This is a genomic window from Marinobacter segnicrescens, from assembly GCF_900111555.1.
GTDB lineage: Bacteria > Pseudomonadota > Gammaproteobacteria > Pseudomonadales > Oleiphilaceae > Marinobacter > Marinobacter segnicrescens.
Genome location: NZ_FOHZ01000034.1, coordinates 1 through 23053 on the forward strand (window position 1 = coordinate 1; position 23053 = coordinate 23053).

Here is a 23053-nt window from a genome sequence, read left to right on the forward strand (position 1 = left end):
GTAAGGGTGATGATTGCCGCCAACGACTCGGGCATTGATGCCGGCGCTATGCAAGCGATGGGTCTGGAAAAACAGCTGCGGGTCCAGGAACTGGCCCTCAAGAACAAACTGCCCTACGTCCAGCTGGTGGAGAGTGCGGGCGCCAACCTGCTGAAATACAAGGTGGACCAGTTTATACACGGCGGTACCCTGTTTGCCAACCTGACCCGCCTGTCGGCGGCCGGGCTGCCCGTGGTCACGGTCACCCACGGCTCGTCCACCGCAGGCGGTGCCTACCAGACCGGTCTGTCCGATTACATCATCATGGTTCGTGACCGCTCCAGGGCTTTCCTTGCCGGACCGCCCCTGCTCAAGGCGGCCACCGGTGAAATCGCCACCGAGGAAGAACTCGGTGGCGCCGAGATGCACACCAGCATCTCCGGACTGGGGGATTACCTGGCAGAAGACGACCGCGACGCCCTGCGCATGGTGCGCGAGATTGTCGCCCAGCTGGACTGGGATGGTGAGCTGCCGGAAGACAAGCCACGCTCCTTCCAGCCACCTCGCTATGACCGGGAAGAGCTGCTGGGCGTCATGCCCATGGACTACAAGCGTCCGGTGGACATGAAAGAGGTGATTGCCCGCATCGTGGACGACTCCTACTTCCTGGAGTTCGGTGCCAATTACGGGTCCTCCACTGTGTGTGGCCATGCCAAAGTTGAGGGGCTGCCGGTGGGCATCATCACCAATAACGGCCCCATCGACCCGGCCGGCGCCACCAAGGCGACCCACTTTATCCAGGCCTGCTGCCAGTCCCAGACGCCAATCCTGTACCTGAACAACACCACCGGCTTCATGGTCGGCAAGGAATACGAGCAGGCGGGCATCATCAAGCACGGCTCCAAGATGATCCAGGCGGTGACCAACGCCACCGTGCCCCAGATCACCATCTACTGTGGTGCCTCCTTCGGGGCGGGTAACTATGGCATGTGCGGGCGCGGTTTTGCGCCCCGGTTCTGTTTCTCCTGGCCCAACGCCAAGACCGCTGTCATGGGCGCCGAACAGGCCGCCAAGACCATGACCAACGTCACCGAAGCGGCCATGAAGCGCAAGACCGGCGAAGTGGATCACGACAAGCTCGCCGCCATGGAAAAGAAAATCGTAGACACCTTCGAGAGCCAGATGGATGTGTTCACTACCAGTGCCAGGCTCCTGGATGATGGTGTCATCGACCCTCGTGAGACCCGCTCGGTACTGTCCTACGTGCTGTCGGTCTGTCGTGACGCGGAGCGGCGTGAGCCCCAAAAGATGCAGTTTGGTGTGGCGCGCCCCTGACCCTGATGGAATCCCGGAACCCGGCCGGTATTGCCGGCCGCCCAAAGAATGAGAACGGTGTCTGACTATCATGACCACGACAACAGCAAGCAAACCGACCCCCTTTACCAAGGTGCTGGTCGCTAACCGGGGCGAAATCGCGCTCCGAGTTATCCGCTCCGCCCGTGAACTGGGTTACCGGACCGTAGCGGTCTATTCATCCGCAGACAGAAATGCCCGCCACGTTCGGGCTGCTGACCAGGCCGTAGCCATAGGCGGCGACCTGCCAGCGGACTCCTATCTGCGTATTGACCGGATTATCGAGGCGGCAAAGCTCAGCGGCGCCGATGCGATCCATCCCGGATATGGTTTCCTGGCGGAAAACCCGGGCCTGCCGAAAGCCTGTAAGGAGGCGGGTATTATCTTTGTGGGCCCGTCTGCCGAATCCATTGTCTCCATGGGACACAAGGCGGGTGCCAAGCAGCTGATGATGGGTGCGGGCGTGCCCTGCGTACCCGGGTACCAGGGGGAGGACCAGGACGAGAATCGCCTGATCCGGGAAGCGGACAACGTGGGCTTCCCCATCATGATAAAGGCCACCGCCGGTGGGGGCGGCCGGGGCATGCGTCTGGTGGAAAAGGCGGAAGACTTTCCGGCGGCCCTGCGCAGCGCCCGGTCCGAGGCGGAAAGTGCTTTCGGTGACCCGGAAGTGATCCTGGAGCGGGCCATCATCAACCCGAGGCATATCGAGATCCAGGTGATGGCGGACCGTTACGGCAATGCTGTCTACATCGGGGAGCGGGACTGCTCCATCCAGCGCCGTCACCAGAAGGTGGTGGAAGAAGCACCGTCACCGGCGGTGTCGCCGGAGTTGCGGGCGCGGATGGGGGAGACCGCCGTTACCGCGGTCAAGGCCATCCATTACGAGGGGGCCGGCACCCTGGAATTCCTGCTGGACCAGGACGGCAACTTCTATTTCATGGAGATGAACACCCGGCTTCAGGTTGAGCACCCGGTAACCGAGTCCATCACCGGACTGGACCTGGTGGAGCTGCAGTTGCGGGTCGCCGCCGGTCAGCCACTGCCCCTGAGTCAGGACGACATTGTCCTGAAAGGCCATTCCATTGAAGTGCGTCTGTGCGCCGAAAGCCCCAGCGAAGGGTTTATGCCCCAGAGTGGCACCATGGCGCTGTGGCACATGCCTGACACCCTGCGGGTAGAAGATGCGGTGGAGTCCGGTTCCGAGATCCCGCCTTTCTACGATTCCATGATCGCCAAGCTGATCAGCACCGGGGCGGACCGGGAAGAGGCCCGCCGTCGCCTGGTCAGCGGATTGAAGGACGCTACGGCACTGGGCGTGGAAACCAACCAGGCCTTTCTGAGCGCCTGCCTGGAGCACCCCACCTTTATCCAGGGGGAGGCGACCACGGCCTTCGTTGATAACCACCAGGATGAACTGCTGGCAAGGGACCAGGGCGCCGATGACCGGGCCCGGTTACTGGCCGCCGTGCTGCTGTATACCACCGACGCACAGGGTAGCTACGGTGGCTCGATCAGCACCATTACCCATCGCCTGCCGATCATCTTCCGCTTCAGTGTTGGCGGGGAAGCCGCTGACGCGCGGGTGAGCAATCAGGGTAATGGCACCTTCCGGATTCAGCTGGACGACGCCGCCGCTGAACTGACGCTGGATGCCGTGGACGGTGCCCGCGTGCGGTTCACCTGCGAGGGCCTGTCAGAAACCGCCGAGATGATTCGTGCGGGTTCACGCCTCTACCTGCGCTACCGCGGTCACTCCTACCGTGTGGATGACCATACCCATGAGGCTGCCGTTGCCGGGGATGAAGCCGGTGATGGCGTCATCCGCGCCTCCATGAACGGACGGGTGGTAGCCCTGCATGCCGGTGAGGGCGATACGGTCGAGGCTGGCCAGCCGGTGGTTGTGCTGGAAGCGATGAAGATGGAACACGTCCACGTGGCGGCAGTGGCAGGAACGATTGTGTCGCTCACGGTCAGCGAAGGTGAACAGGTCACCGCTGGCAAGGTGATTGCCGAGGTTATCCCGGCCGAAACAGCTACCCCTGCTGAAAGCAACTGATCAACCAGGAGAGCCATGATGTCTGAACAAGAAGCGGTCTTGCTGGAACAGAAGGGGCCGGCCCTGTGGATCACCATCAACCGGCCCGAAAAACGTAATGCCATCAACAATGACGTGATTGCCCGGATTCGTGAGGGCTATCTGAAAGCAGAATCGGATCCCGAGATCCGGGTGATCGTACTCACAGCCGCTGGTGAAAAGGCGTTCTGTGCTGGCGGTGACCTGCAGCCGGGCCAGGGTTTCGCCTTCGATTATTCAAAACCCAATGCAGAGTACGCGGACCTGTTCCGGCTGGCGGTGAATACCACCACGCCCTGTATCGTACGGGTCAACGGCGTCTGTATGGCGGGCGGCATGGGCCTGCTCTGCATGGGTGATATGGCAGTAGCCCACAGCAACGTGAAATTTGGCCTGCCGGAGGTGAAAGTCGGTCTGTTTCCCATGCAGGTACTTAGCCTGATGCAGCGCCTGGTACCGCGGCGCGTGCTGCGGGAATGGACCCTCACCGGAGAGCCGTTCACTGCCGACGAAGCCCTTCAGCATGGCTTGCTGAACCATGTAGTGGCGCCGGAGGAACTGGATGCCAAGGTGGACTGGCTGATCAGTCGCCTGACGGACAAGTCTCCCACCGCCATTCGCCGAGGCAAGTACGCCATGAAGGCCATTGAGGATATGAGCTTCGAACAGGCCATTGCCTATACCGAAACCCAGCTCACTACCATGACCCTGACCGAGGATGCAAAGGAGGGTATGGCAGCGTTTAACGAAAAGCGTGCCCCCCGCTGGCCCGGGCGCTGATAGAAGACGATAGTCATTCAGGTTGTTGGATGTTCTCTTGAGCGACTCTTACCCCACCTCTGCGTGAGGTTTTTTATTTTCGTCCTGCGTAGCCAGTCAGCACAAGAACCCCACCCCATAGCGGCCTAGAGTCGAAAGCTACTATCCAAAACGTGCAACAGGGACAATCACAACATGAAAGCGGTTCTATGCAAGCAATACGGTCCGCCCGAAGCGCTGACCCTGGAAGATGTGCCATCCCTTGAGCCGTCCGAAGGTGAGGTGATTATCTCGGTACACTCCTGTGCCGCCAATTTTCCCGACACCCTGATCATCGAGGGCAAGTACCAGTTCAAGAGGCCGTTTCCCTTTGTTCCCGGGGGAGAGGTGGCCGGAACCATCAAATCCGTCGGAGCCGGTGTTGAAGGCTTTGCTCCCGGCGACCGGGTTATCGGTATCCCGGGCTGGGGCGGATTTGCCGAGGAGGCACCTGTGGCAGCCAGCAAGGTCGTGCGACTTCCGGATGGCGTCAGCATGGACGCTGGTGCAGCGCTGGTTATCACCTATGGTACGACCCACTATGCTCTCAAGGACCGGGCCCACCTGCAGCCCGGTGAAACCCTGCTGGTGCTGGGGGCCGCGGGTGGTACCGGCCTGTCGGCCATCGAACTGGGCAAGGTGATGGGTGCCCGTGTCATCGCTGCTGCCTCCACCGACGAAAAGCTGGAAATTTGCCGCAACCACGGCGCCGACGAAACCATTAATTACAGCAGCGAAGATCTTCGGGATCGCATCCGGGAGCTGACAGACGGACGTGGTGTGGATGTGGTCTACGATCCGGTGGGTGGTGAATACAGTGAGCCAGCCTTGCGGGGTATGGCCTGGAACGGTCGCTTCCTGGTGATCGGCTTTACCACCGGGGACATCCCGAAACTGCCCCTGAACCTGACCCTGCTCAAGGGCTGCTCACTGGTGGGGGTCTTTTATGGCGCCTTCCAGGACAGGGAGCCGGCACGGTTCCGCGAACTGATGGATGAACTGACCGGCTGGCTCGCCGACGGCCGTATCAACCCCCGGATCACCGCACGCTATCCACTGGAGGATACCGCAAGGGCGCTGATCGACCTGAAGGAGCGCAGGGCTACCGGCAAGCTGATTGTCTATACCGAACGCGGGCGCGATGGAGGCTGAGCCATGGAGCTGAACGGTAAGGTCGTCGTTGTAACCGGTGGGGCCAGTGGTATCGGAGCGGCAATGGCTCGTCGATTTGCGGCGGAAGGTGCCAGGGGCGTGGTGGTTGCCGACCGGGACATCGAAGCAGCAAGCCAGGTCGCGAAGGAGATCGCCGGCTTGGCGGTGCAGGTGGATGTCAGCGTTGCTGCCGATATTGAGCGGGTTGTGGATGTGGCCACAGCTCAGTATGGCCCGGTTGACCTGTTCTGCTCCAATGCGGGCATCGCGATTCCGGGCGGTATCGAACTGCCGGACGAAGTCTGGAACCAGACCTGGGACGTCAATCTGATGGCCCATGTGCATGCTGCGCGTACGCTGGTACCCCGCATGCTGGAGCGGGGCAGCGGATACTTGCTGAACACCGCATCCGCCGCCGGTCTGCTGTCCCAGTTTGACGCGCCCTACGCGGTCACCAAGCATGCTGCCGTCAGCTTCGCGGAATGGCTTGCCATCACCTATGGCGCGCGGGGTATCGGTGTCAGCTGCCTGTGCCCGGGCGCTGTCGACACCCCGATGTTTCGCAGCGCTTCCGAGGTACGGCAGGAGCTGATGTCCGGCGGGCATGAACTGACCGCTGACGATGTTGCCCAGACCGTCGTGGATGGTCTCCGAGACGAGCGTTTCCTGATCCTGCCCCACGAGGAAGTGCTGACCTACTACCAGTCCAAGGCAGAGGATATTGACCGCTGGCTGCGGGGTATGCAGAAGCTGCATGCGAGGGCAGATTGATCAACCTTCGTCCCATGACAAAGAGGAGGCATTCATACCAACAGTTACCTGAATAAGCATTCGATAAAACAAAAAGAAAGAAGTAGCGAGTGTCCTGAAAGGTCCCCGGCTGAGTCCGGAACAATAACGATAATGCCCAAACCTTAGGAGCACGTGATGAACAAGCTGTTGAAATCAGTGATCGGCCTGACTGCTATCCCGTTGATCGGTGGGGTGCTTGCCGGACCTGCGGTCTCGGAAACCCGGGAGCTGCGTTATGCGATGGGACACCCGCCTGGGTCGTTCGTGGTGGATGCCGGGCAGGCCTATGCCGATGCGGTCGGAGAATATTCGAACGGAGAGCTGTCAGTGAAGGTGTATGCCATGTCTCTGCTGAACATGGCCGAGACCTCGGCTGGCCTAAGGGATGGTATCGCCGATATTGGGTTTGTGCTTACCCCCTATTTCCCCGCGGAATACCCCCACACCAACCTGCTCTCTGAGTCTTCAATGTTGTTACGGTTGTATGGCGACAAGATCGTTGGAAAAGAGGGACTAGCCTACATTGGCGCCATGTCAGAGTTCGTTTTCAACCATTGCCCTGAGTGTAACGAAGAGTTTGCCGAACAGAACCAGGTCTACACCGGACAGACCGGAGGCTCCTCCTATGGCCTGGTGTGTCGGACCCCCGTTAAAAGTCTCGATGACCTCAAGGGCAAGCGTATGCGGGTCGGAGCTGGCAATTGGTCGCGCTGGGTGGAGTCTGTGGGTGGAGTTGGTATAACCATGTCGGCCAATGAAATGAATGAAGCGCTGAGCCAGGGTGTGGTGGATTGCATAGTATTGTCGGCTCCGGAGATTCATAATTTCGGTCTGACAGAAGCCGTTACTGATATCACAATGGCCGTACCCGGTGGTATTTTCACGACGGCCGGAACCAATGTTAACGCCGATGTATGGCGTAGTCTGACCGAGGATCAGCGCCGGGCCATGCTGCATGCCGCAACCGTAGAGGCTGCTCAGATTCCGTTTGTCTATCACCAGCGGGAAGACGAAGTGCTCGATGGACTTCGGGAGCGTGGTGTGGGGTTTCACGACGCGGATGACGAACTGGTAGAGGTAACCCAGACCTTTATCGAACAGGATATGGATACCCTGGCCACACATTACTCTGAAAAGTACGGTGTTGAGCGCAGTGCGGAGATGCTCTCCGACTTCAGGCCAATACTCGATAAGTGGGTTGAGCTGGTCCAGGAAATTGACAGTGTTGATTCACTTGCGGATCTGTACTGGGAGGAAGTGTTTTCCAAGGTGGACGTGAGTAGTCACGGCCTGTAAAAAAACGCCCCCTGTTCCGGCTCGTACAGGAACTGGAACAGGGGATGTTACTTACTGGCCGTAGGTCTCGACATCAACCTTTGAGAGAATCTCCTCCCAGTAAATAGCCGCCAGGTCCTCGGCGTCTTCCAGTTTGGCCTCGTCCATCAGTTTGACCCACTTCTCCACAATGGGACGAAGTGTTTCGATCTTGGCATCGGCATTGGTCATGCCATATTGCTCGGTGTAATTGCTGGCGATCCGCGGGATGTCTTCCCTGACGAAATCGCGGGAAGCCTCAACCAGCGCTTCGGAGGGCTGGTGGATATTGACCCCGCTCTCCCTCGCTTCCTTGAAATCCCGGTCGCCATAGGTCTGGTAGCGCCAGGTCATGTCGGCCATCAGGTGGCTGACTGCCTTGAGCAAATCCTCGCGATGTTCGGCAGAGAGATCCTGCCACGGGGAAAGGCCGACACTGACCGATCCGCCGGAAAAAACACCACCAGGTATGCCCACGGTGATGTCAGTCACCACATCCTTGAGTCCGAAGTTGCCAAGTTCCGGGTTGGACTGAACCGTACAGTCCACCACGCCCTGTTCCAGTGCCTCGTAGACCTCATTACCGGACAGGGAAACGCTGGTTGCCCCAAAGTGGGAAGCCCATCGTGACCACTGGGCCCCGGCAACCCGCAGCCGTTTGCCTTTCAGGTCTTCGGGTGTCTCGATGGGGCTGGAACAGAGCAACTGGTACTCCGGTGTTGCCCCCATGGGCAGGTAGATCTGGCCCTGGTTGATAAAGTCCTGTACGCAGTCCGCGCAGTTCAGCAGCAGAAACTCACCCATGACACCGGCATAGGCCATGCCCTGGCGCCCCTTTGCCCGGGAGTCCAGTGCCAGCAGCATGGTCAGCTCGGCAGCCATGTTGGCGTGGGGGTACTGCCTCGGGAAATAGGGTGTCAGCACGTTACCGATATCGGCGATGCCGTCCCGGACGCCGTCGGACATCTCGGCGAGGTTCAGCAGTGACATGGCGTAGTTCTTGGCGGTTACCTCGCCACCGGTTTCCTCTGCCAGCTTGTTGGCGAAAGTGGTCGCCGCATCATCTGCGGCAGAGTTGGGCGGGAAGCCCAGTGCATAGCTGAGTTCCTTCGCCTGGCCGGTCATGGTGACAGCAAGGCCGCTGGCCAGGGCGATCGGGAGAAGGGCTTTTCGGAATCGGGGGGATACAGGCATGGTTTGCCTCCGTTATTGTCGTTGTTGTACCGCAGGTCAGGTTCTCCCTGGTCAGGATTTCAGGGCTTTACGGCTCCCCAGAACTACGGTGTTCAGTGCAGCGCCGCCATCGATCAGAATGTCGACGCCGTTGATATAGCCGGCCAGGTCCGAACACAGGAAGGCAATCAGGTTTGCCACTTCTTCAGGTTCACCAACACGGCCGGTGGGAACCAGGCGGACGGCCTGGTCAAAGATTTCCTGTGGCATGGCCATGACATTCTCGGTGCCGATGACGCCGGGAAGAATGGCGTTGCAGGTAACGCCCTTGCCCGCAAACTCGAGGGTGACGTTCTGGGTCAGTCCCAGCACGCCGGCCTTGGAAGCGGCGTACCCGGCCTGGTTAAACAGGCCGCCGCGGGCCGCTGCCGAGGAGATATTCACAATACGGCCCCATCCTCGCTCGGCCATGCCGGGGGCAATGGCCTGGATCAGGTTGAAGGGGCCGCTGAGGTTTACTCCCAGTTCCTTCTGCCAGGCTTCCGGTGCCATACGGCTGATAGGAGCAATGTTCTTCACGATACCGGCGTTATTGACCAGGATGTCAATGTGGCCGAGCTCTCCCTCAACGGATGCCACGGACTCCCGCACTGCCTCGTTGCTGGACACGTCGGTCTTGCGATAGGTTGCCCTGCGTCCCAGCAATCGTACTTCCTCTACCGTGGCGGCGGCCTGGTCATCAATGTCGAGGATGGCAATATTGGCACCCAGTTCTGCCAGCCGGTTTGCGGCGGCCCGTCCCAGTCCCCTTGATCCACCGGTGATCAGGGCGGTCTTTCCTGCCATTGATATCATCACTTGTTCTCCAGGTTGCGAGCGGGTATCGTCCGGTCGGCGGATGTCCAGTCCAGACCGATCTGCGCCGGCAGCGCAGGGTCCATGGCGGCCCGGTCGGCGTTTTTCTTGTAGCTGAACTGGCGGCAGGCCTGGCCAGGTCTCTGCTGGGCGTGTCCGTCGATAACGAAGAATCTGGGGTTGGAGCCTTCAGGTCCGTCCTTGAGCTGGGCACGGTTCGAGGCTGCACAGTGGGTGCAGTAGGTCGGCGCCTGGTGACGGTTGAAGTTGATGTTGTGGGGTTCGGCCATGGTCGGCGAAAGCGGCTCCCCATAGTGGAACATGTCCCGCCACATCTCACCCCGGAACAGTCGCCCGCCACTGCCACAGGGGTCGAGCCGGAATACGAAACGGTCATCTTCTTCCGTTACCGAAAAATCCGCGCAGTGGTAGTTCCAGGTCTTGGCAACTTCTTCAAGCAGCTCCTGGTCGCTCAAGGCACTGTAACGGGGGAATCCGGCGTCAAAGGCCGGTTCGTAAGTCTGGGCCAGCATTTCGTCCAGGTAGTCGGCGCCGCCCTTATCGAGTGCCGTGGCGTAGAAATACTCCAGCCAGACCACACCGAAGTCATGCCATGGCTGCCATTCCTTGCGCTGTCCCCTGAGCAGCGGTTCAATGTCGGTCTCGCCGGCGTCCAGCTTTTCCCGGGCCAGCTGGACCCGGGTTTTCGGCAGGGTCTCAAGCTCCTGGTCCGTGAACAGGCGGCTTCCCTGGCTGCTACGCTTGCGGAAGCGCATGCGGCAATGGCCATCCTCGCCCTTTTCGGTGGTCCAGACGTCCTCGCCAAGGGACTCGTTAAGGGCCCGCTGGCAGGCCTTGCAGCCCTGGCAGAAGGTGCTGATGCCATCGCTCCAGCGTCCGTACCAGTCAGGATGGCGGTCGGGCAGCCCCTGCCGGTCGAGCTTGCCGCCGCTGCCGCAGGGTGCCAGGTCCAGGGTCACCTCGTCGTCGGTTTCCTGTAATGCATTTAAGTGGGCGTCGCCCTGGTATCGATAGATGCTGACCAGGTCAGCGAAAGCACCTTTCTCGTCACCTTCGCGCAACTGGGCATGCCAGGTTTTCATCAGTTGCCGGCCGATGACTTCCAGTAGCCGACGGGCCTCGGCTTCGCCAAAGTCTTGTCTGAGCTTGCCCATTTTCCGGGCCAGGGCATGGGCCGAGAGGGCATCAAGCCCGGCGTGGCCCTGGGCCATCCGGTCAAGCCAGCTCCGGACAGAATCCAGGTCGTCCGCCAATAGCGCGTCCAGCGCATGCTCTTCAAAGGGAAGGGTCAGGTCGTCGATCTGCTGCTGGGTAAATTGTCTGGACATGGTCAGAGCCTCCCCGGAGGTATTCAGACGGTTCAAATGGAGGACAAGTGAAGGTGGAAGGGAATGCCTTCCACCCACTGTGTGGTCAAGGTGTCTCGAGGGCCCCGGACTGACGAATCCAGATGCCGTCCTTTACCTGGAACAGGCTGGCGGTGGCGGCACCGTTGCGGGTGTCCTCGTCGAAGTAGTAGTCCGCGCCGAACAGGTCCGGTGCCTCAAGCTGTTTCAGTTGGGCGACCAGGCTGTCCACGGTCAGATCCTCTCCGGCTGCTGCGGCGGCCCGGTTGAACAGTTCCACCATGGTGTAACCCAGCACCGAGAATCCGTCCGGTTCGGCACCGAACTTTTCTTCGTAGGCGACTGCCCATTCACGCAGCTCTTCAGACTCACTGCTCGCTGCGTAGGGGATTTCGACCCCGGACATGGCGTAGTAGCCTTCGACAGCCTCACCACCGAGTTTTGGCAGCTCGGTGGTGTAGGAGGCCGCGCTGCCGAAGAAGGCAGGGCTCCAGCCACGGGTCCGGGCTTCGTTCATGATGCCCACGGGCTCCCGCAGGGCGGCCCCGATAACCACCAGGTCACAGTCGGCGGCCATGAGCTTTGCGACACCAGAGGAGAAGTCTGTGGAGCCCCGCTGGAAGGAGGTGGTTTCGACCATTTCCTTGCCGAGTTTCTCGAGACCCGCCTCCGCCCCCTTGAGAACCTCTGTACCGAACTCGTCATCCTGGTAGATGGCGCAGGGGCGCTCGAAGGAGTTCTCCTCCATCATGTACTGGATGCCCGCTTCCATTTGTCCGTCATAGGTCGCCACGGACGCCCACTGCAGATCGTTAATCGGGGTATAGGTCTGGCGGGCAGCACTGAAGGGAAACAGACTGGGTACGTTGTTCTTGGTCAGTTCCGGAATGGTAGCCATGGCGGTGGCGGAGCCCATTACGCCCATCATGGTGAAGATGCGGTCCCGCTGAATCATTCGCTGGGCAGCGAGCAGGGCGCGCCTGGGCTGATAGCCGTGATCGTCAACGACGAGGCGTATCTCCCGTCCGTTTATGCCCCCCTCGGCATTGATCTCGTCGACACGCATGGTCATGCCGTCGAGGGATTTTTTACTGAGGGCAGCCAATGGGCCGCTCAGGTCCTGGATGGTGCCAATGGTGATCTGGTCATCGGTCACACCCTGGGTCCTGGCACCGGCCGGCAGGCTGACCAGTGTGGTCAGGCCTACGGTGAGTGCACAGGCGAGCTTGATACCGTTTGTTGTTGTCATGGTTCAGTACTCCTGCCACGTCAGTGGCGGTTGCTCGGTGGAAGACCCGGTGGTCTTGCCGGGTCAGTACATGCTGTTGATCAGGTCTTTGTATTTCTCGCTGATCACCTTTCTTTTCAGTTTCATGGTCGGGGTCAGTTCTTCGTCCTCGGCGGTCAGGGCCTTGTCGATAATGCGGAATTTCTTGACCTGCTCGACCCGGGCAAAACGCTGGTTCACCCTGTCAACTTCTTCTGAAATCAGGGTTACGATCTCCTCGGCCCGGCACAGGCTGCCGTAGCTGGAGAAAGGTATGGCGTTTTCCTGGGCGTAGTGTTCGGCGTTGTCCTGGTCCAGCATGACCAGGCAGGTCAGGTAGGGGCGCGCGTCCCCGATGATCACCGCATCGGTGATGTAAGGGCTGAACTTGAGCTCGTTCTCGATCTCCGTGGGCGTGACGTTCTTGCCCCCGGCGGTGATGATGATGTCTTTCATCCGGTCCGTGATTTTGAGGAAGCCGTCTTCATCCAGTTCGCCCACGTCGCCGGTGTGAAGCCAGCCATCCCTGATGGTTTCGGCGGTCTTTTCCGGCAGGTTAAGGTAACCCTTGAAGACAATGTCTCCCCTGACCAGGATTTCCCCCTCGTCGGAGATGCGGATCTCCACTCCCGGCATGGGTTTGCCGACGGTGCCCGGTCGGGACTGGCCTGGTGTGTTGGCCGTGGCAAAGCCGGAGGTTTCGGTCTGGCCCCAGCCTTCCACCAGGTCGACGCCCAGCGCCAGGTACCATCGAATCAGTTCCGGGGAAATTGGCGCCGCACCGGTTACCAGTACCCGTGCCCGGCCGATGCCGATCATGCGCTTGACGTTGCCCAGGACCAGCCAGTCCAGTAGCCGGAACCACAGGACCTGCCCAAGGCCGGGTTTCCGTTGTTCCAGCCGGCAGGCAGCCATCCGGTGACCGGCGTCGATGGCAATCCGGTAGCAGAAGCGTTGCAGGGCCGTGGCTTCAGCCAGTTGAACGCGGATGGCCGAATAGAACTTCTCCCATACCCGGGGCACAGCCCCGACCATGGTGGGCGATATCTCCCGCACGTTTTCCGGCACCGTCTCGAAGTTTTCCACGAAGTTCAGGCGAACCCCCGCGTGCATGGAGGTATAGCAGCCGGCGATGCGCTCGCCCACATGGCACATGGGCAGGAAGGCCATGCGTTCATCACCCTCGAACATGGGCACCGCCGTCAGCCAGGCCCGGACATTGGCGAGGATATTGTGATGGCTGATCTCGGCACCCTTGGGCTTGCCGGTGGTGCCGGAGGTGTAGACCAGTATCGCGGTGTCGTCCGGCTGGATATCCCGTTGCCGGCTCCACCATAGCTCACGGATGTCAGGAGACTGCTGCTGTCCCAGGGTCTGCAGGGCTTCCAGGCTCATCACCTGGGGGTCATCAAGGTCATGGAGCCCCTTCATTTCGAAGACAATGACCTTTTCCAGCAGGGGCAGGGCATGGCGCACCTGGAATACCTTGTCCAGCTGCTCTTCGTCTTCCACGAAAATGAAGCGGGAGGCGGAGTCCTGCATCAGGAATTCCACCTGGCTGGCTGCGTCTGTGGGGTAAATGCCGGAACAGATTCCGCCGGCGCCGAGTATGGCGAGGTCAGCGTAAAGCCACTCGCGCACGGTATTGGCCAGTATGGACGCCCGGTCCCCCGGGCCGAGGCCCAGGGCGATCAGTCCGAGGCCGAGGTCCGTGACGAATTTTTCGGCGTCGTGCCAGGTGACTTCCTGCCAGATGCCGAATTCCTTCTGGCGTAGCAGGATATCGGCTCCCCGTTTTGCACAGGCAGCCTGGAACATTTCCGGAACGGTTCGGGTGTTCCCTATCGTCATGGCTTGGGTATCCGGCATGCCGGCTTCACCTCTTGGCTGGCCAGAAGCCTGGACCGCCCGGTCCATCCCCTGGCTGTCGGTTTTCATGCCCATTTGCGTGTCTTCTTCCAGCGGCGGCGTTCAACACCGGTTTCTTCTTTCTGGCCCAGGTAGAACTCCTGTACCCCCTCATCCTGGAACAGCTTTTCGCAGGGGCCCTCCATCACGATCCTCCCGGACTCAAGAACGTAGCCATGGGAGGCCGTTTGCAGGGCAATGCTGGCGTTTTGCTCAACCAGGAGAATCGTCGTACCCCAGTCCCGGTTGATGCGTCGGATGATGGTGAAGATTTCTTCGGTCAGCTTCGGAGAAAGGCCCAGGCTGGGCTCATCCATCAACAGTACCGAGGGACGGGCCATCATGGCGCGCCCTATCGCAAGCATCTGCTGCTGACCGCCGGAGAGCTTGCCGGCCTCCTGTTTTTCCCGGTCCTTGAGTATGGGGAAGTAGCGGTAAACCGCTTCCAGATCCTCCAGGGCCTCGACCCGACTGGTACGGGTATAGGCCCCGAGCCAGAGGTTCTCGCGAACGGACAGCAGTGGGAAGACCTGGCGTCCCTCCGGCACGTGCGCAATACCCATGCGGACGATCAGGTCGGCGCGCTTGCCACCAATGGCTCTTCCCAGGTAGTGGATACTGCCTTTGCGGGGGTCAACGATGCCGGAAATACACTTGAGAATGGTGGTCTTGCCGGCGCCATTGGCACCAAGGATGGTCGCTATGGTGCCCTCCTGGATACTGAGGGAGACGCCCCGAAGGGCCTGCACCGAACCATAGGACGCTTCCAGGTTCTTGATCTCGAGCACGGTATCAGTCATTACGCCACGTCCTCCCGGGTTCCCAGATAGGCTTCCGCAACGGCCGGGTTTTCCTGGATTTCCCGGGCGGTGCCTTCTGCCAGTACACGACCGTTGCTGACCGCAAGGACCCGGTCTGACACCTGGCTGACCAGGCGCATATCGTGCTCGATCATCACCACGGTAATCCCCAGCAGGTTACGGATGTCTTCGATCCAGAAGCTCAGGTCGTCGGTTTCCTCCACGTTGAGCCCGGAAGAGGGCTCATCCAGCAACAGGATGCGAGGCCGGGCGCACAATGCCCGTCCCAGTTCAATAAGCTTCTGGACACCATAGGGCAGGTTGCCCACGACGCTGTCGCGGTAATGCTGCAGATTGAGCAGGTCGATCACCTGTTCCACCGCTTCCCGGTGCTCGATCTCGGCCCGCCGTGTCGCCGGTGTGAACAGCATCTGCTGCCAGAGACGGGTGCGGGAGTGGCAGTGACGTCCCACCAGCAGGTTCTGGAGGACGGTTTCGTGTTCGAACAGTTCGATGTTCTGAAAGGTCCGCGCCAGCCCAAGGTGGGTGAGATCCTGGGGTTTCCTGGCAGACAGGTCGTTACCATCGAACCAGATGCGGCCGGAAGAACTGCGATAGATCAGGCTGATCATGTTGAAAATAGTGGTCTTGCCCGCTCCGTTAGGGCCGATGATGGTATAGATCTCACCTTCCCCGACCCGGAAACTCACATCGTCCACGGCCCGGATGCCGCCAAACTCCATGGACAGGTTCTCAACCGTCAGTAAGGCCATGGTGTCCTCCTAGCTCAGCCGGTCCGATTTGACGTAACTTTTTTCGCGCTTCATCAGGCCCTTGCGATAGAGCGGGAAGAGCTGGAACCAGGTGCGTATCTTCACCCAGCGCCCATAGAGCCCGGCAGGTTCGAGCAGTACGAACAGAATCAGGATAGCCCCGAAGATGGTGGGCTGCAGGCCTGGTTGATAGGCCAGGCTGGAGGGCAGGTACTCCCTCAAAATGGCGATGAACTCCGGCAACATGGTCATGAAAAGTGCGCCGAGAAAGGCACCGTGCAGCGAACCCATGCCTCCGATCACAATGATCATCAGCAGCTCAATGGAAACGAAGACGCCGAACTGCTCCGGAGAGATGAACTGGAGCTTGTGGGCGTACAGGGCGCCGGCCAGGCCGGTTATGGCCGCCGAGATGACGAACGCCAGGGTCTTGTAGCGGGCCAGCCCGATACCCATGCTGCGGGCCGAGATTTCCGAGTCACGAATTGCCACGAAGGCCCTGCCGGTGGGGCTCCTCAGCAGGTTTTTCAGGATCAGCAGGGTCAGGCCGGTCAGACCCAGTGCCAGGTAATAGAAACCGGATTCCGAGTCCAGGGTAACGCCAAGAAGTGTCACTGGCTCGAGAAGCAGGCCCATGGAGCCACCCGTCACACTTTCCCATTGCTGGAGGGTAACCTCGACAATGAAGCCGAAAGCGAGGGTCGCAATGGCCAGGTAGATACCCTTGAGGCGCAGTGCTGGTAGCCCCACGACGAATCCGGCCGCAGCAGACACGGCCATGGCCATGGGCAGCGAGACCACGAAAGGAACGCCGCGGGCTGACAATACGGCTTCGGTGTAGGCGCCCACCGCGAGGAACGCCGCATGCCCCAGCGAAATCTGCCCGGTAAAGCCGGACAAGAGCATCAGCCCCAGCCCCACAATGGCGTAGATGAGGACAAAGCTGGCCTGCGAGAGGTAGTACTCGCCCAGCAGCAGGGGCAGGACAAGCAATACCACTCCCAGGGCCAGGTACCAGCCCATGGTGATCCGGTCCTTGAACAGGCGGATGTCCTGGTTGTATGACGTCTTGAAAAGGAATCGCATCAGTCGGCCCGCCTAGACTTTCTTGGTCAGTTTTTCACCAAACAGACCGTTTGGTCGGATAATCAGAACCGCCAGCAGCACCACGTAGGCTGAGACATCCTTGATGCCGTCCGGCAGGTAACGCCCGGAAAGCGCCTCCACAATGCCGATGATCAGGCCGCCAACGATCGCTCCGGGAATGCTGCCAAACCCTCCGATGACCGCAGCGGGAAAGGCCTTGAGGCCGATCAGTCCCATGTTGGCGTGAACAAAGGTGATGGGCGCCAGCAGAATACCGGCAATGGCGGCGACGGCAGCGCTGATACACCAGATCAGGGTATTGACCCTGGCGACCGGAATGCCCATGTAGTGGGCCGCAAGCTGGTTCTGCGAAATGGCCTGCATGGCCACACCCATGCGGGTATAGCGGAAGAAGGCGAACAGCAGTATACAAAGCACAATCGTCACCAGGATGATCATCAGGTGACCGGCGGACAGCACCAGCTCACCGAAGGCAACGGTCTGGTCTGCATAGGGGGTGGGCAGGCGGTGGGTCAGGGTGCCCCAGCCGGGGATGAGGCTGGCAAGCCCCCGGGCAAAGAACCCGAGGCCAATGGTGATCATCACGATGGAGAAAATAGGCTGTCCGAGAACCGGGCGTATCACGGCCCGCTCGACCGCACCACCAATCAGGGCCATCGCCAGGACGGCGAGCACTACGCTCAGCCAGAAGGGCATGAACTGCAGTCCGCCCATGGTCAGGGCAATGAAGGCGCCGAACATCATCAGCTCGCCCTGGGCAAAGTTCACCACTTCCGTGGCCTTGTAGATTAACACAAAGCCCAGTGCCACGAGGCCGTACACGCAGCCAATGGCGATACCACTGAGTATCAGTTGCAGGAATTCATTGAGCACAGTTTGTCCCCCGTCTTGGCTCTGTTATGCGTTCCCTCCGGGCACTTGGGTGCCGGGGGTTCAGGAACCGGATTCGCTCAGAGCGGGGTTGCCACCGCGCTCAGGGAGCCGGTGGGGACGCCTGTGACTTTAGGGACGATCGGGTCTTGATGGGTTGTTGTCATTATTGTTCTCACGCCAGTCGGTTATGGGTTGTTATTGTTGTGTTGTTATTTTCAGTTCCCGTTGCCTATGAATTCCCTTTCTTCCGAAATCCACAGGGGCGACCGGGCCAGATCGATGAAGCGGGCCTCATCTTCAATCAGTGCCTTGCCAGCCGCCCTGCCTTCGGGCGACGCGCCTTTCTCTGCCATTTCATTCAAGTCCGAAAACCACAATTCTGCAACGCCATCGAACGCCTCCGGTGCACCACGGGCTTCGGCAATCTTGGAGAACTGGGGGGCGGAAAGGGTGTAGCTCTGGACATAGCGCTGGATGCCAAGGGCCTGGGCATGTTTCTGCACCAGGGGTGCATGTTGGTTGGCCCAGTAATCCCGGAATGCTTCCAGGGACATCCCCGGCTTTCTTCGCAGGCAGAAAATCAGCTTTACCATCGACAATCTCCTTCAGCTGTTGGGCCAGAATAGGGAGGTTGATCTGCCTGTGACTTGCGTCAGGTGGCTATGGGTCGTTCAGCTTCCAAATGTTTTTGTTTTGAACACGGGCGGGCCTCTCAGGCAGCCAGTAGGCACAAGTGTGGCTGTCTCCCGGCTGTTAACTTGAAGGCCGGGAATGGTGAGGAACAGTTGCAACGCATCCATGTGGCCTTCCCTTGATCCCCCCATCGACCTGGTAACGGAGTGCCCATGACACTCGCGGAGAGATCCCTTCACAACCGCTGGTACGACAACACAACCCAGGCGCTGTTTGCCGAAGTCTGTGCCGCTCAGCCGGACAAGGTTGCCATCGTTTTCGAGGGCGAGGAGATCACCTATCGAGTCCTGCAGGAACGGGTTAACCAGTTGTCCCAGGGTTTGATCAGCCTTGGCGTAGGCAAGGGGGATGTGGTCTCCGTATTGCCCAGCCCGACGCCGGAGTTTGCGTGCCTGTACTTTGCGACGCTTCAGCTCGGAGCCATCATCAATCCGCTGAACCTGCTGTGGGGCGTCCTTGAATTCCAGGGTGTGTTGCCCCGTAACAATCCCAGGGTGATCGTCACGGTCGATCACTATGCTGACCGGGATTATATCCGCACACTGAAAGAGTCAATTCCTGACTTACAGGTTGAAGGGGCGCGGGTTTCCTCTGAGGCAATTCCTGCACTTACTCACATGGTGTGCCTGAGCCGCCAGCGGCTGCGTCATGACGGTTTCCTGGATTTCAGTGACCTGGAACAGCGTGGTGCGGACTGGGACCAGGCGACATTCGACCGGCTGATCACAGAGGGTCGTCCCACCGATATCCAGTTCATGTGCCAGACCTCGGGTACCACCGGGCTCTCCAAGAGCGCCCTCTGGGACCATCGGCCCCCGTTGGCGACGGCCCATTTCGGTGCCAGGAACCTTTGTTACCAGGAAGGCGATTCCTACATCAATCTCAGCCCCTTCTATCACAACAGCGGTTTGTTCGGACTCAATCTCAGTCTGACCCTGGCTGGTAGCACACTGCATCTGATGGAACAGTTCCGGCCGGAACAGGCGCTGAAAATCATAGACAAGTACAAGGTAACCGCGACCTTCGGCTTCGATTCCCACTGGCAGGGGCTTTTCAGGGCACCGGGGTTTTCCGGGTATGACTTTACGATCTGCAAGGCAGTGCTTGCCGGTGAGCCCCGTAGTTACGACCTGGTCAAGGAGATGTGCCCGGAAGGCGCGACCATCAACAACCTCTATGCCCAGACCGAGAATGGCCCGCTGGTTTCGCTGGCGGAGCATGACTGCATGGATTACCGCATCAAGAAATACACCCATGGCCGGCCTCTGTCCGGGGTGGAAGTAGTGATCAAGGACCTGGAAACCGGTGACCGGGTTGTTCAGGGCCAGCCAGGGGAAATCTGCTACCGGAGCCCCTTCCTGTTCCGGGGCTACCATCGCCAGGAGGAAGAGACCCGGCAGTCCTTTGACGAGGAAGGCTACTTCCACAGTGGTGATTACGGCACCTTCGATAACGGCTATATCACCTTCCTGGGGCGGCTCGGTGGCGTGCTGAAAACCGGTGGGGAAAATGTCTCAACCGTGCGGGTAACCAACCTCTTGCTCGAGGTGTTCCAGGACGCCTTTGACGACGTCAAGACCATTGGTGTTCCGGACGATTACTGGGGCTCGAAGATCGTTGCCTTTGTCAGGCCACGGGCCGGACACGCCCTTGGTTCAACCCGGGACATCCGGGAGGCTTGTAAGGGCGTTATGGCGATTTACGAGATACCACAGGAATTTCTCGAGTGGGAGGGCGCCTGGCCGGTGACGCCTGAGGGCAAGATCGATTTTCGTAAACTGGATGCAGAAGCCAGATCCCGTCTCGGGCTGGACCATTGAGGAGTTTAACCATGGCGTTGCTGACACCGGAACTCAATGCGGCGGTCGGGCGCCAATTACCCCCCGTCAGTGCAGAAGTGACCCGCCGCGAAATCTGCAAATACTCGGCCGCTACCGGCCAGCGCCTGCAGCGGTTTATCGATGGGGATGAGGCGCCCCCCATGTTTCTGTTTGGACTTTTCCTGCCCATATTGCCGCGGGAGCAGTTGGGCCATGATGGCCTGCCACCGGACACGGGGCTGGTGCCGGAACTGCCCCTAAAGCGGGTGATGGCCGGGGGCACACAGCAGACCTGGTTCCGGGGCATCTATCCCGGTGATGTTCTGGTTTCCCGCCAGACACTGGTGGACCTGTTCGAAAAGGAAGGGGCGCAGGGGCCGCTGATCTTTGCGGTGGTTGAGAACCGTGTTGAAACCGAAGCGGGGGAGCCGGTCATGACGGAGCACTCCACCCGCATTGCGAGGTAACCATGAAGCTATCCCGGGTTCATGTCGGCGACCCATTACCGGAGCGGGCGTTCAAGCCGGATGAGGTGCAGTTGTTCATGTACAACGCCGCCATCTGGAACCACCACCGGATCCATTATGACCACCCCTACACCACTGGTGAGGAGGGCCACCCTGGCATCGTGATTGACGGCCCGCTGCAGGGGGATTTCCTGACCCAGCTGGTGCTGGAGTGGGTGGGCACAGATGGCGTCCTGTCGGGCTTTGAATACAGCAACCGGAAGGCGGCCTATATCGGAGAAACGCTGCGCGCCCGTGGGCGCATAACGGAAGTCCGGGAGGCCGACGGGGAGGTCGACGTCGAGCTCGCCATTGTGAACGAGGCCGGAGAAGTCATAACGCCGGGGAAGGCGAGCGTGAGGCTCCACCAGTGAGCCAGCAGGCCGCCCACATCATCCCGACAACAACAAACTGCGTTCATCAAAGGGGGAAACCATGACCGCACAGCTACCACCGGAACTGGCATCGGCCTTCAGCCTGGAGGGTAAGGTGGCCCTGGTTACCGGGTCGACCATGGGGATTGGCGAAGCGACCGCCCGTGTGCTTGCCCAGGCAGGTGCCCATGTGATCATCAGTAGCCGCAAGCAGGATGAGTGCGATGCCATTGCTGCCGGCTTTCGTGAGCAGGGGCTGAGTGCTGAAGGGCGTGCCTGCCATATTGGCCGTATGGAGGATATCGAAGCCATGTCTGCCTGGCTGAAAGAGGAACATGGCGGCCTGGATATCCTGGTCAACAACGCAGTGCTCAGCCCCTGGCGAACCATTGAGGACACGGAGGTGGGCCTGTTCACCAAGACCGTCGAGGTGGACCTGAGAGGCTACTGGTTTATGTCGGTGGAAGCGGTAAAGTTGATGCGCCTGAAAGGCGGCGGCAGCATCGTCAACCTGGCCTCCGTCGCTGCCCTGCATCCGGACCGGATGCTGAGCCTTTATTCCACCCTCAAGACTGCCCTGATCGGTATGAGCCGTTCGTTCGCCCTTGAGTTCGGTGGAGAAGGCATCCGGGTCAATACCGTTCTGCCCGGCGTCATCCAGACCAAGCTGGCGGATGCCTTTGACGCCGATACCAAGAAACGCATTGTTGAGAAGACTACCGTCAAGCGTCTGGGTGAGCCTGAGGATATCGGGTACTCGGTGCTTTATCTGTGTAGCAACGCCGGCGCCTATGTCAGCGGCACCAACCTGGTGGTCGATGGCGGGTTTTCGGTTGCGTTGATGTAGGGGAAAGATCGTCGGTTTGACCGAGGCGCGGTAGTTCACGACGTGATGAGATATCAGTCCCCATCAATAACAAGAGAAACAAACATGAGCGTGATCGAACTGAAAGTCGAAGATGGCGTTGCCATCATTACCCTGAACCGTCCGGAGGCAAAGAACGCCATCAACCAGGCGGTTGCCGAGACCATGGACAAGACCCTGGATGAGCTTGAAGCCAGGGACGACGTGCGAGTGCTGATCCTGACCGGTGCCGGCGGCTCCTTCTGCGCCGGTATGGACCTGAAGGCCTTTGTGGCCGGTGAGAAGGTCGTCACTGATGAAAAAGGCTTCGCCGGTTTCGTGCAGGCAAAACTGAGCAAGCCGGTTATCGCTGCTATCGAGGGCTATGCCCTGGCCGGTGGCTGCGAGCTGGCCCTCAGTTGCGACCTGATTGTCGCGGCTAACAATGCCAAGTTCGGCCTGCCGGAAGTGAAGCGTGGCCTGGCAGCGGGTGCTGGTGGTCTGCTGCGACTGCCCCGTCAGCTGCCGTACCGGGTGGCCATGGAGCTCGCCCTGACCGGTGATATGGCGGACGCCCAGCGGATGTATGACCTGGGGCTGATCAACCGGCTGGTCAATGCGGGTGAGGCCATGTCTGGCGCCCTGGAACTGGCCCGCGCCATCGCTGTCAATGCGCCCATGTCACTGAAGGCGACCAAGAATGTGATCGCACAGCAGCAGGACTGGTCCCTGGACGAGATGTTCGATCGCCAGGCTGAGCTGATTGACCCGGTGATGAAGTCGGAGGATGCCATCGAGGGTTCGCGCGCGTTTGCGGAGAAACGTGCCCCGGTGTGGAAGAATCGCTGAGTCTCAGTGAGTTGTGAAAAGGCCCGCTAAACCGAGGCTGTGTAAAAACTCGATTTACATAGCTTCTGAGCAGGCCCACAAAATGCCTCGGACATCGTCCGGGGCATTTTTGCTTTCAATCAGCATATATTTCCATGCGATAGAGAGGCGTAAGTGCCTCAAGTCAGCCTTGCCAGCATGCCCTTCACGCCCAGCACGTTGATCGCCCGCATCAGGTTGTAACTCAGAACCCCCAGACTGTATTCACTACTGGCAGAACTCAGACCCCAGCAGGTAAATCGCCCTTTATTCAGCAGCCTTTTGAGTGTGGCGAAGGTCGGCTCAACGGCAGCCATGCGACGGATCATCCGCTCAGGTGTGGCGGCTTTCGTTGCTTTCT

The 23053-nt window shown here is 59.9% G+C and carries 22 protein-coding genes; 11 read left to right on the forward strand and 11 right to left on the reverse strand.

Translation table 11 applies throughout. The features are described from left to right. From BM036_RS17830 to BM036_RS17855, 6 genes are all read left to right on the forward strand, one after another. Window positions 1-1314, forward strand: a 1314-nt coding sequence (locus BM036_RS17830) for an acyl-CoA carboxylase subunit beta (RefSeq protein ID WP_143066648.1), incomplete at its 5' end; no start/stop codon positions are given. 70 nt (window positions 1315-1384) lie between these two features. Beyond that, window positions 1385-3391, forward strand: a complete 2007-nt coding sequence (locus BM036_RS17835) for an acetyl/propionyl/methylcrotonyl-CoA carboxylase subunit alpha (protein ID WP_091854825.1) — start codon at window positions 1385-1387, stop codon at window positions 3389-3391. An 18-nt stretch (window positions 3392-3409) separates the two neighbouring features. Then, window positions 3410-4189: an enoyl-CoA hydratase/isomerase family protein gene (locus tag BM036_RS17840; RefSeq protein ID WP_091854827.1), complete on the forward strand. Its 780-nt coding sequence runs from the start codon at window positions 3410-3412 to the stop codon at window positions 4187-4189. A gap of 174 nt (window positions 4190-4363) precedes the next feature. After that, the gene (locus BM036_RS17845) at window positions 4364-5359 is read left to right on the forward strand and encodes an NADPH:quinone oxidoreductase family protein (protein ID WP_091854829.1); all 996 of its coding nucleotides are present in this window, start codon (window positions 4364-4366) and stop codon (window positions 5357-5359) included. A 3-nt stretch (window positions 5360-5362) separates the two neighbouring features. Then, window positions 5363-6130 (forward strand): SDR family oxidoreductase, encoded by a 768-nt coding sequence (locus BM036_RS17850; RefSeq protein ID WP_091854831.1) that lies wholly within the window; start codon window positions 5363-5365, stop codon window positions 6128-6130. A 156-nt stretch (window positions 6131-6286) separates the two neighbouring features. Beyond that, the gene (locus tag BM036_RS17855) at window positions 6287-7447 is read left to right on the forward strand and encodes a C4-dicarboxylate TRAP transporter substrate-binding protein (RefSeq protein WP_091854833.1); all 1161 of its coding nucleotides are present in this window, start codon (window positions 6287-6289) and stop codon (window positions 7445-7447) included. Window positions 7448-7498: 51 nt separating this feature from the next. Here BM036_RS17855 and BM036_RS17860 read toward each other — a convergent pair whose 3' ends face one another. The 10 genes from BM036_RS17860 to BM036_RS17905 all read right to left on the reverse strand — a co-directional run bounded on the left by BM036_RS17860 (window position 7499) and on the right by BM036_RS17905 (window position 18181). After that, a complete protein-coding gene (locus BM036_RS17860) occupies window positions 7499-8659 on the reverse strand; it encodes a C4-dicarboxylate TRAP transporter substrate-binding protein (protein WP_091854835.1) in 1161 nt (386 codons plus the stop codon). Between the two features lie 51 nt (window positions 8660-8710). Further along, complete coding sequence (locus tag BM036_RS17865; protein ID WP_177186101.1) at window positions 8711-9484, reverse strand: SDR family NAD(P)-dependent oxidoreductase; 774 nt, start codon at window positions 9482-9484, stop codon at window positions 8711-8713. 8 nt (window positions 9485-9492) lie between these two features. Next, window positions 9493-10842, reverse strand: a complete 1350-nt coding sequence (locus tag BM036_RS17870; protein ID WP_091854839.1) for a hypothetical protein — start codon at window positions 10840-10842, stop codon at window positions 9493-9495. 85 nt (window positions 10843-10927) lie between these two features. Beyond that, window positions 10928-12109: an ABC transporter substrate-binding protein gene (locus tag BM036_RS17875; protein ID WP_091854841.1), complete on the reverse strand. Its 1182-nt coding sequence runs from the start codon at window positions 12107-12109 to the stop codon at window positions 10928-10930. Window positions 12110-12172: 63 nt separating this feature from the next. Beyond that, window positions 12173-14071 carry an AMP-dependent synthetase/ligase gene (locus tag BM036_RS17880; RefSeq protein WP_218144841.1) on the reverse strand — a complete coding sequence of 633 codons (1899 nt, stop codon included), beginning with the start codon at window positions 14069-14071 and terminating at the stop codon, window positions 12173-12175. Continuing rightward, the gene (locus tag BM036_RS17885; RefSeq protein WP_091854843.1) at window positions 14062-14835 is read right to left on the reverse strand and encodes an ABC transporter ATP-binding protein; all 774 of its coding nucleotides are present in this window, start codon (window positions 14833-14835) and stop codon (window positions 14062-14064) included. The genes BM036_RS17880 and BM036_RS17885 overlap by 10 nt, the downstream gene beginning before the upstream one ends. Next, window positions 14835-15608, reverse strand: coding sequence for an ABC transporter ATP-binding protein (locus BM036_RS17890; RefSeq protein ID WP_091854846.1), 774 nt, complete (start codon window positions 15606-15608; stop codon window positions 14835-14837). The genes BM036_RS17885 and BM036_RS17890 overlap by 1 nt, the downstream gene beginning before the upstream one ends. Before the next feature lie 9 nt (window positions 15609-15617). After that, entirely contained in the window at window positions 15618-16694 is a 1077-nt protein-coding gene (locus BM036_RS17895; protein WP_091854848.1) for a branched-chain amino acid ABC transporter permease, read from the reverse strand. 12 nt (window positions 16695-16706) lie between these two features. Then, window positions 16707-17588, reverse strand: a complete 882-nt coding sequence (locus BM036_RS17900; protein WP_091854850.1) for a branched-chain amino acid ABC transporter permease — start codon at window positions 17586-17588, stop codon at window positions 16707-16709. 215 nt (window positions 17589-17803) lie between these two features. Further along, window positions 17804-18181: an EthD domain-containing protein gene (locus tag BM036_RS17905; RefSeq protein ID WP_091854852.1), complete on the reverse strand. Its 378-nt coding sequence runs from the start codon at window positions 18179-18181 to the stop codon at window positions 17804-17806. A 252-nt stretch (window positions 18182-18433) separates the two neighbouring features. Here BM036_RS17905 and BM036_RS17910 point away from each other — a divergent pair, with 252 nt between their 5' ends. The 5 genes from BM036_RS17910 to BM036_RS17930 all read left to right on the forward strand — a co-directional run bounded on the left by BM036_RS17910 (window position 18434) and on the right by BM036_RS17930 (window position 22674). Next, the gene (locus BM036_RS17910) at window positions 18434-20101 is read left to right on the forward strand and encodes a class I adenylate-forming enzyme family protein (RefSeq protein ID WP_091854854.1); all 1668 of its coding nucleotides are present in this window, start codon (window positions 18434-18436) and stop codon (window positions 20099-20101) included. Between the two features lie 11 nt (window positions 20102-20112). Continuing rightward, entirely contained in the window at window positions 20113-20568 is a 456-nt protein-coding gene (locus BM036_RS17915) for an FAS1-like dehydratase domain-containing protein (RefSeq protein ID WP_091854856.1), read from the forward strand. 2 nt (window positions 20569-20570) lie between these two features. Then, window positions 20571-20981, forward strand: coding sequence for a hotdog family protein (locus BM036_RS17920; RefSeq protein ID WP_091854857.1), 411 nt, complete (start codon window positions 20571-20573; stop codon window positions 20979-20981). Between the two features lie 61 nt (window positions 20982-21042). Then, on the forward strand, window positions 21043-21828 hold the full coding sequence (locus tag BM036_RS17925) for a glucose 1-dehydrogenase (RefSeq protein WP_091854859.1): 786 nt from the start codon (window positions 21043-21045) through the stop codon (window positions 21826-21828). A gap of 84 nt (window positions 21829-21912) precedes the next feature. Further along, window positions 21913-22674 (forward strand): crotonase/enoyl-CoA hydratase family protein, encoded by a 762-nt coding sequence (locus BM036_RS17930; protein ID WP_091854861.1) that lies wholly within the window; start codon window positions 21913-21915, stop codon window positions 22672-22674. A gap of 158 nt (window positions 22675-22832) precedes the next feature. On the opposite strand, the gene BM036_RS17935 is transcribed toward BM036_RS17930, so the two are convergent. Continuing rightward, window positions 22833-23053 (reverse strand): transposase (locus tag BM036_RS17935; protein ID WP_177186102.1); only part of this gene is annotated, 221 nt, incomplete at its 5' end.

Excerpts from the sequence above, each read along its gene's own strand:
- BM036_RS17835 (WP_091854825.1), top strand. The coding sequence starts at position 1,385 with ATGACCACGACAACAGCAAGCAAACCGACCCCCTTTACCAAGGTGCTG.
- BM036_RS17840 (WP_091854827.1), top strand. The coding sequence starts at position 3,410 with ATGTCTGAACAAGAAGCGGTCTTGCTGGAACAGAAGGGGCCGGCCCTG.
- BM036_RS17845 (WP_091854829.1), top strand. The coding sequence starts at position 4,364 with ATGAAAGCGGTTCTATGCAAGCAATACGGTCCGCCCGAAGCGCTGACC.
- BM036_RS17850 (WP_091854831.1), top strand. The coding sequence starts at position 5,363 with ATGGAGCTGAACGGTAAGGTCGTCGTTGTAACCGGTGGGGCCAGTGGT.
- BM036_RS17855 (WP_091854833.1), top strand. The coding sequence starts at position 6,287 with ATGAACAAGCTGTTGAAATCAGTGATCGGCCTGACTGCTATCCCGTTG.
- BM036_RS17860 (WP_091854835.1), bottom strand. The coding sequence starts at position 8,659 with ATGCCTGTATCCCCCCGATTCCGAAAAGCCCTTCTCCCGATCGCCCTG.
- BM036_RS17865 (WP_177186101.1), bottom strand. The coding sequence starts at position 9,484 with ATGGCAGGAAAGACCGCCCTGATCACCGGTGGATCAAGGGGACTGGGA.
- BM036_RS17870 (WP_091854839.1), bottom strand. The coding sequence starts at position 10,842 with ATGTCCAGACAATTTACCCAGCAGCAGATCGACGACCTGACCCTTCCC.
- BM036_RS17875 (WP_091854841.1), bottom strand. The coding sequence starts at position 12,109 with ATGACAACAACAAACGGTATCAAGCTCGCCTGTGCACTCACCGTAGGC.
- BM036_RS17880 (WP_218144841.1), bottom strand. The coding sequence starts at position 14,071 with ATGGGCATGAAAACCGACAGCCAGGGGATGGACCGGGCGGTCCAGGCT.
- BM036_RS17885 (WP_091854843.1), bottom strand. The coding sequence starts at position 14,835 with ATGACTGATACCGTGCTCGAGATCAAGAACCTGGAAGCGTCCTATGGT.
- BM036_RS17890 (WP_091854846.1), bottom strand. The coding sequence starts at position 15,608 with ATGGCCTTACTGACGGTTGAGAACCTGTCCATGGAGTTTGGCGGCATC.
- BM036_RS17895 (WP_091854848.1), bottom strand. The coding sequence starts at position 16,694 with ATGCGATTCCTTTTCAAGACGTCATACAACCAGGACATCCGCCTGTTC.
- BM036_RS17905 (WP_091854852.1), bottom strand. The coding sequence starts at position 18,181 with ATGGTAAAGCTGATTTTCTGCCTGCGAAGAAAGCCGGGGATGTCCCTG.
- BM036_RS17910 (WP_091854854.1), top strand. The coding sequence starts at position 18,434 with ATGACACTCGCGGAGAGATCCCTTCACAACCGCTGGTACGACAACACA.
- BM036_RS17915 (WP_091854856.1), top strand. The coding sequence starts at position 20,113 with ATGGCGTTGCTGACACCGGAACTCAATGCGGCGGTCGGGCGCCAATTA.
- BM036_RS17920 (WP_091854857.1), top strand. The coding sequence starts at position 20,571 with ATGAAGCTATCCCGGGTTCATGTCGGCGACCCATTACCGGAGCGGGCG.
- BM036_RS17925 (WP_091854859.1), top strand. The coding sequence starts at position 21,043 with ATGACCGCACAGCTACCACCGGAACTGGCATCGGCCTTCAGCCTGGAG.
- BM036_RS17930 (WP_091854861.1), top strand. The coding sequence starts at position 21,913 with ATGAGCGTGATCGAACTGAAAGTCGAAGATGGCGTTGCCATCATTACC.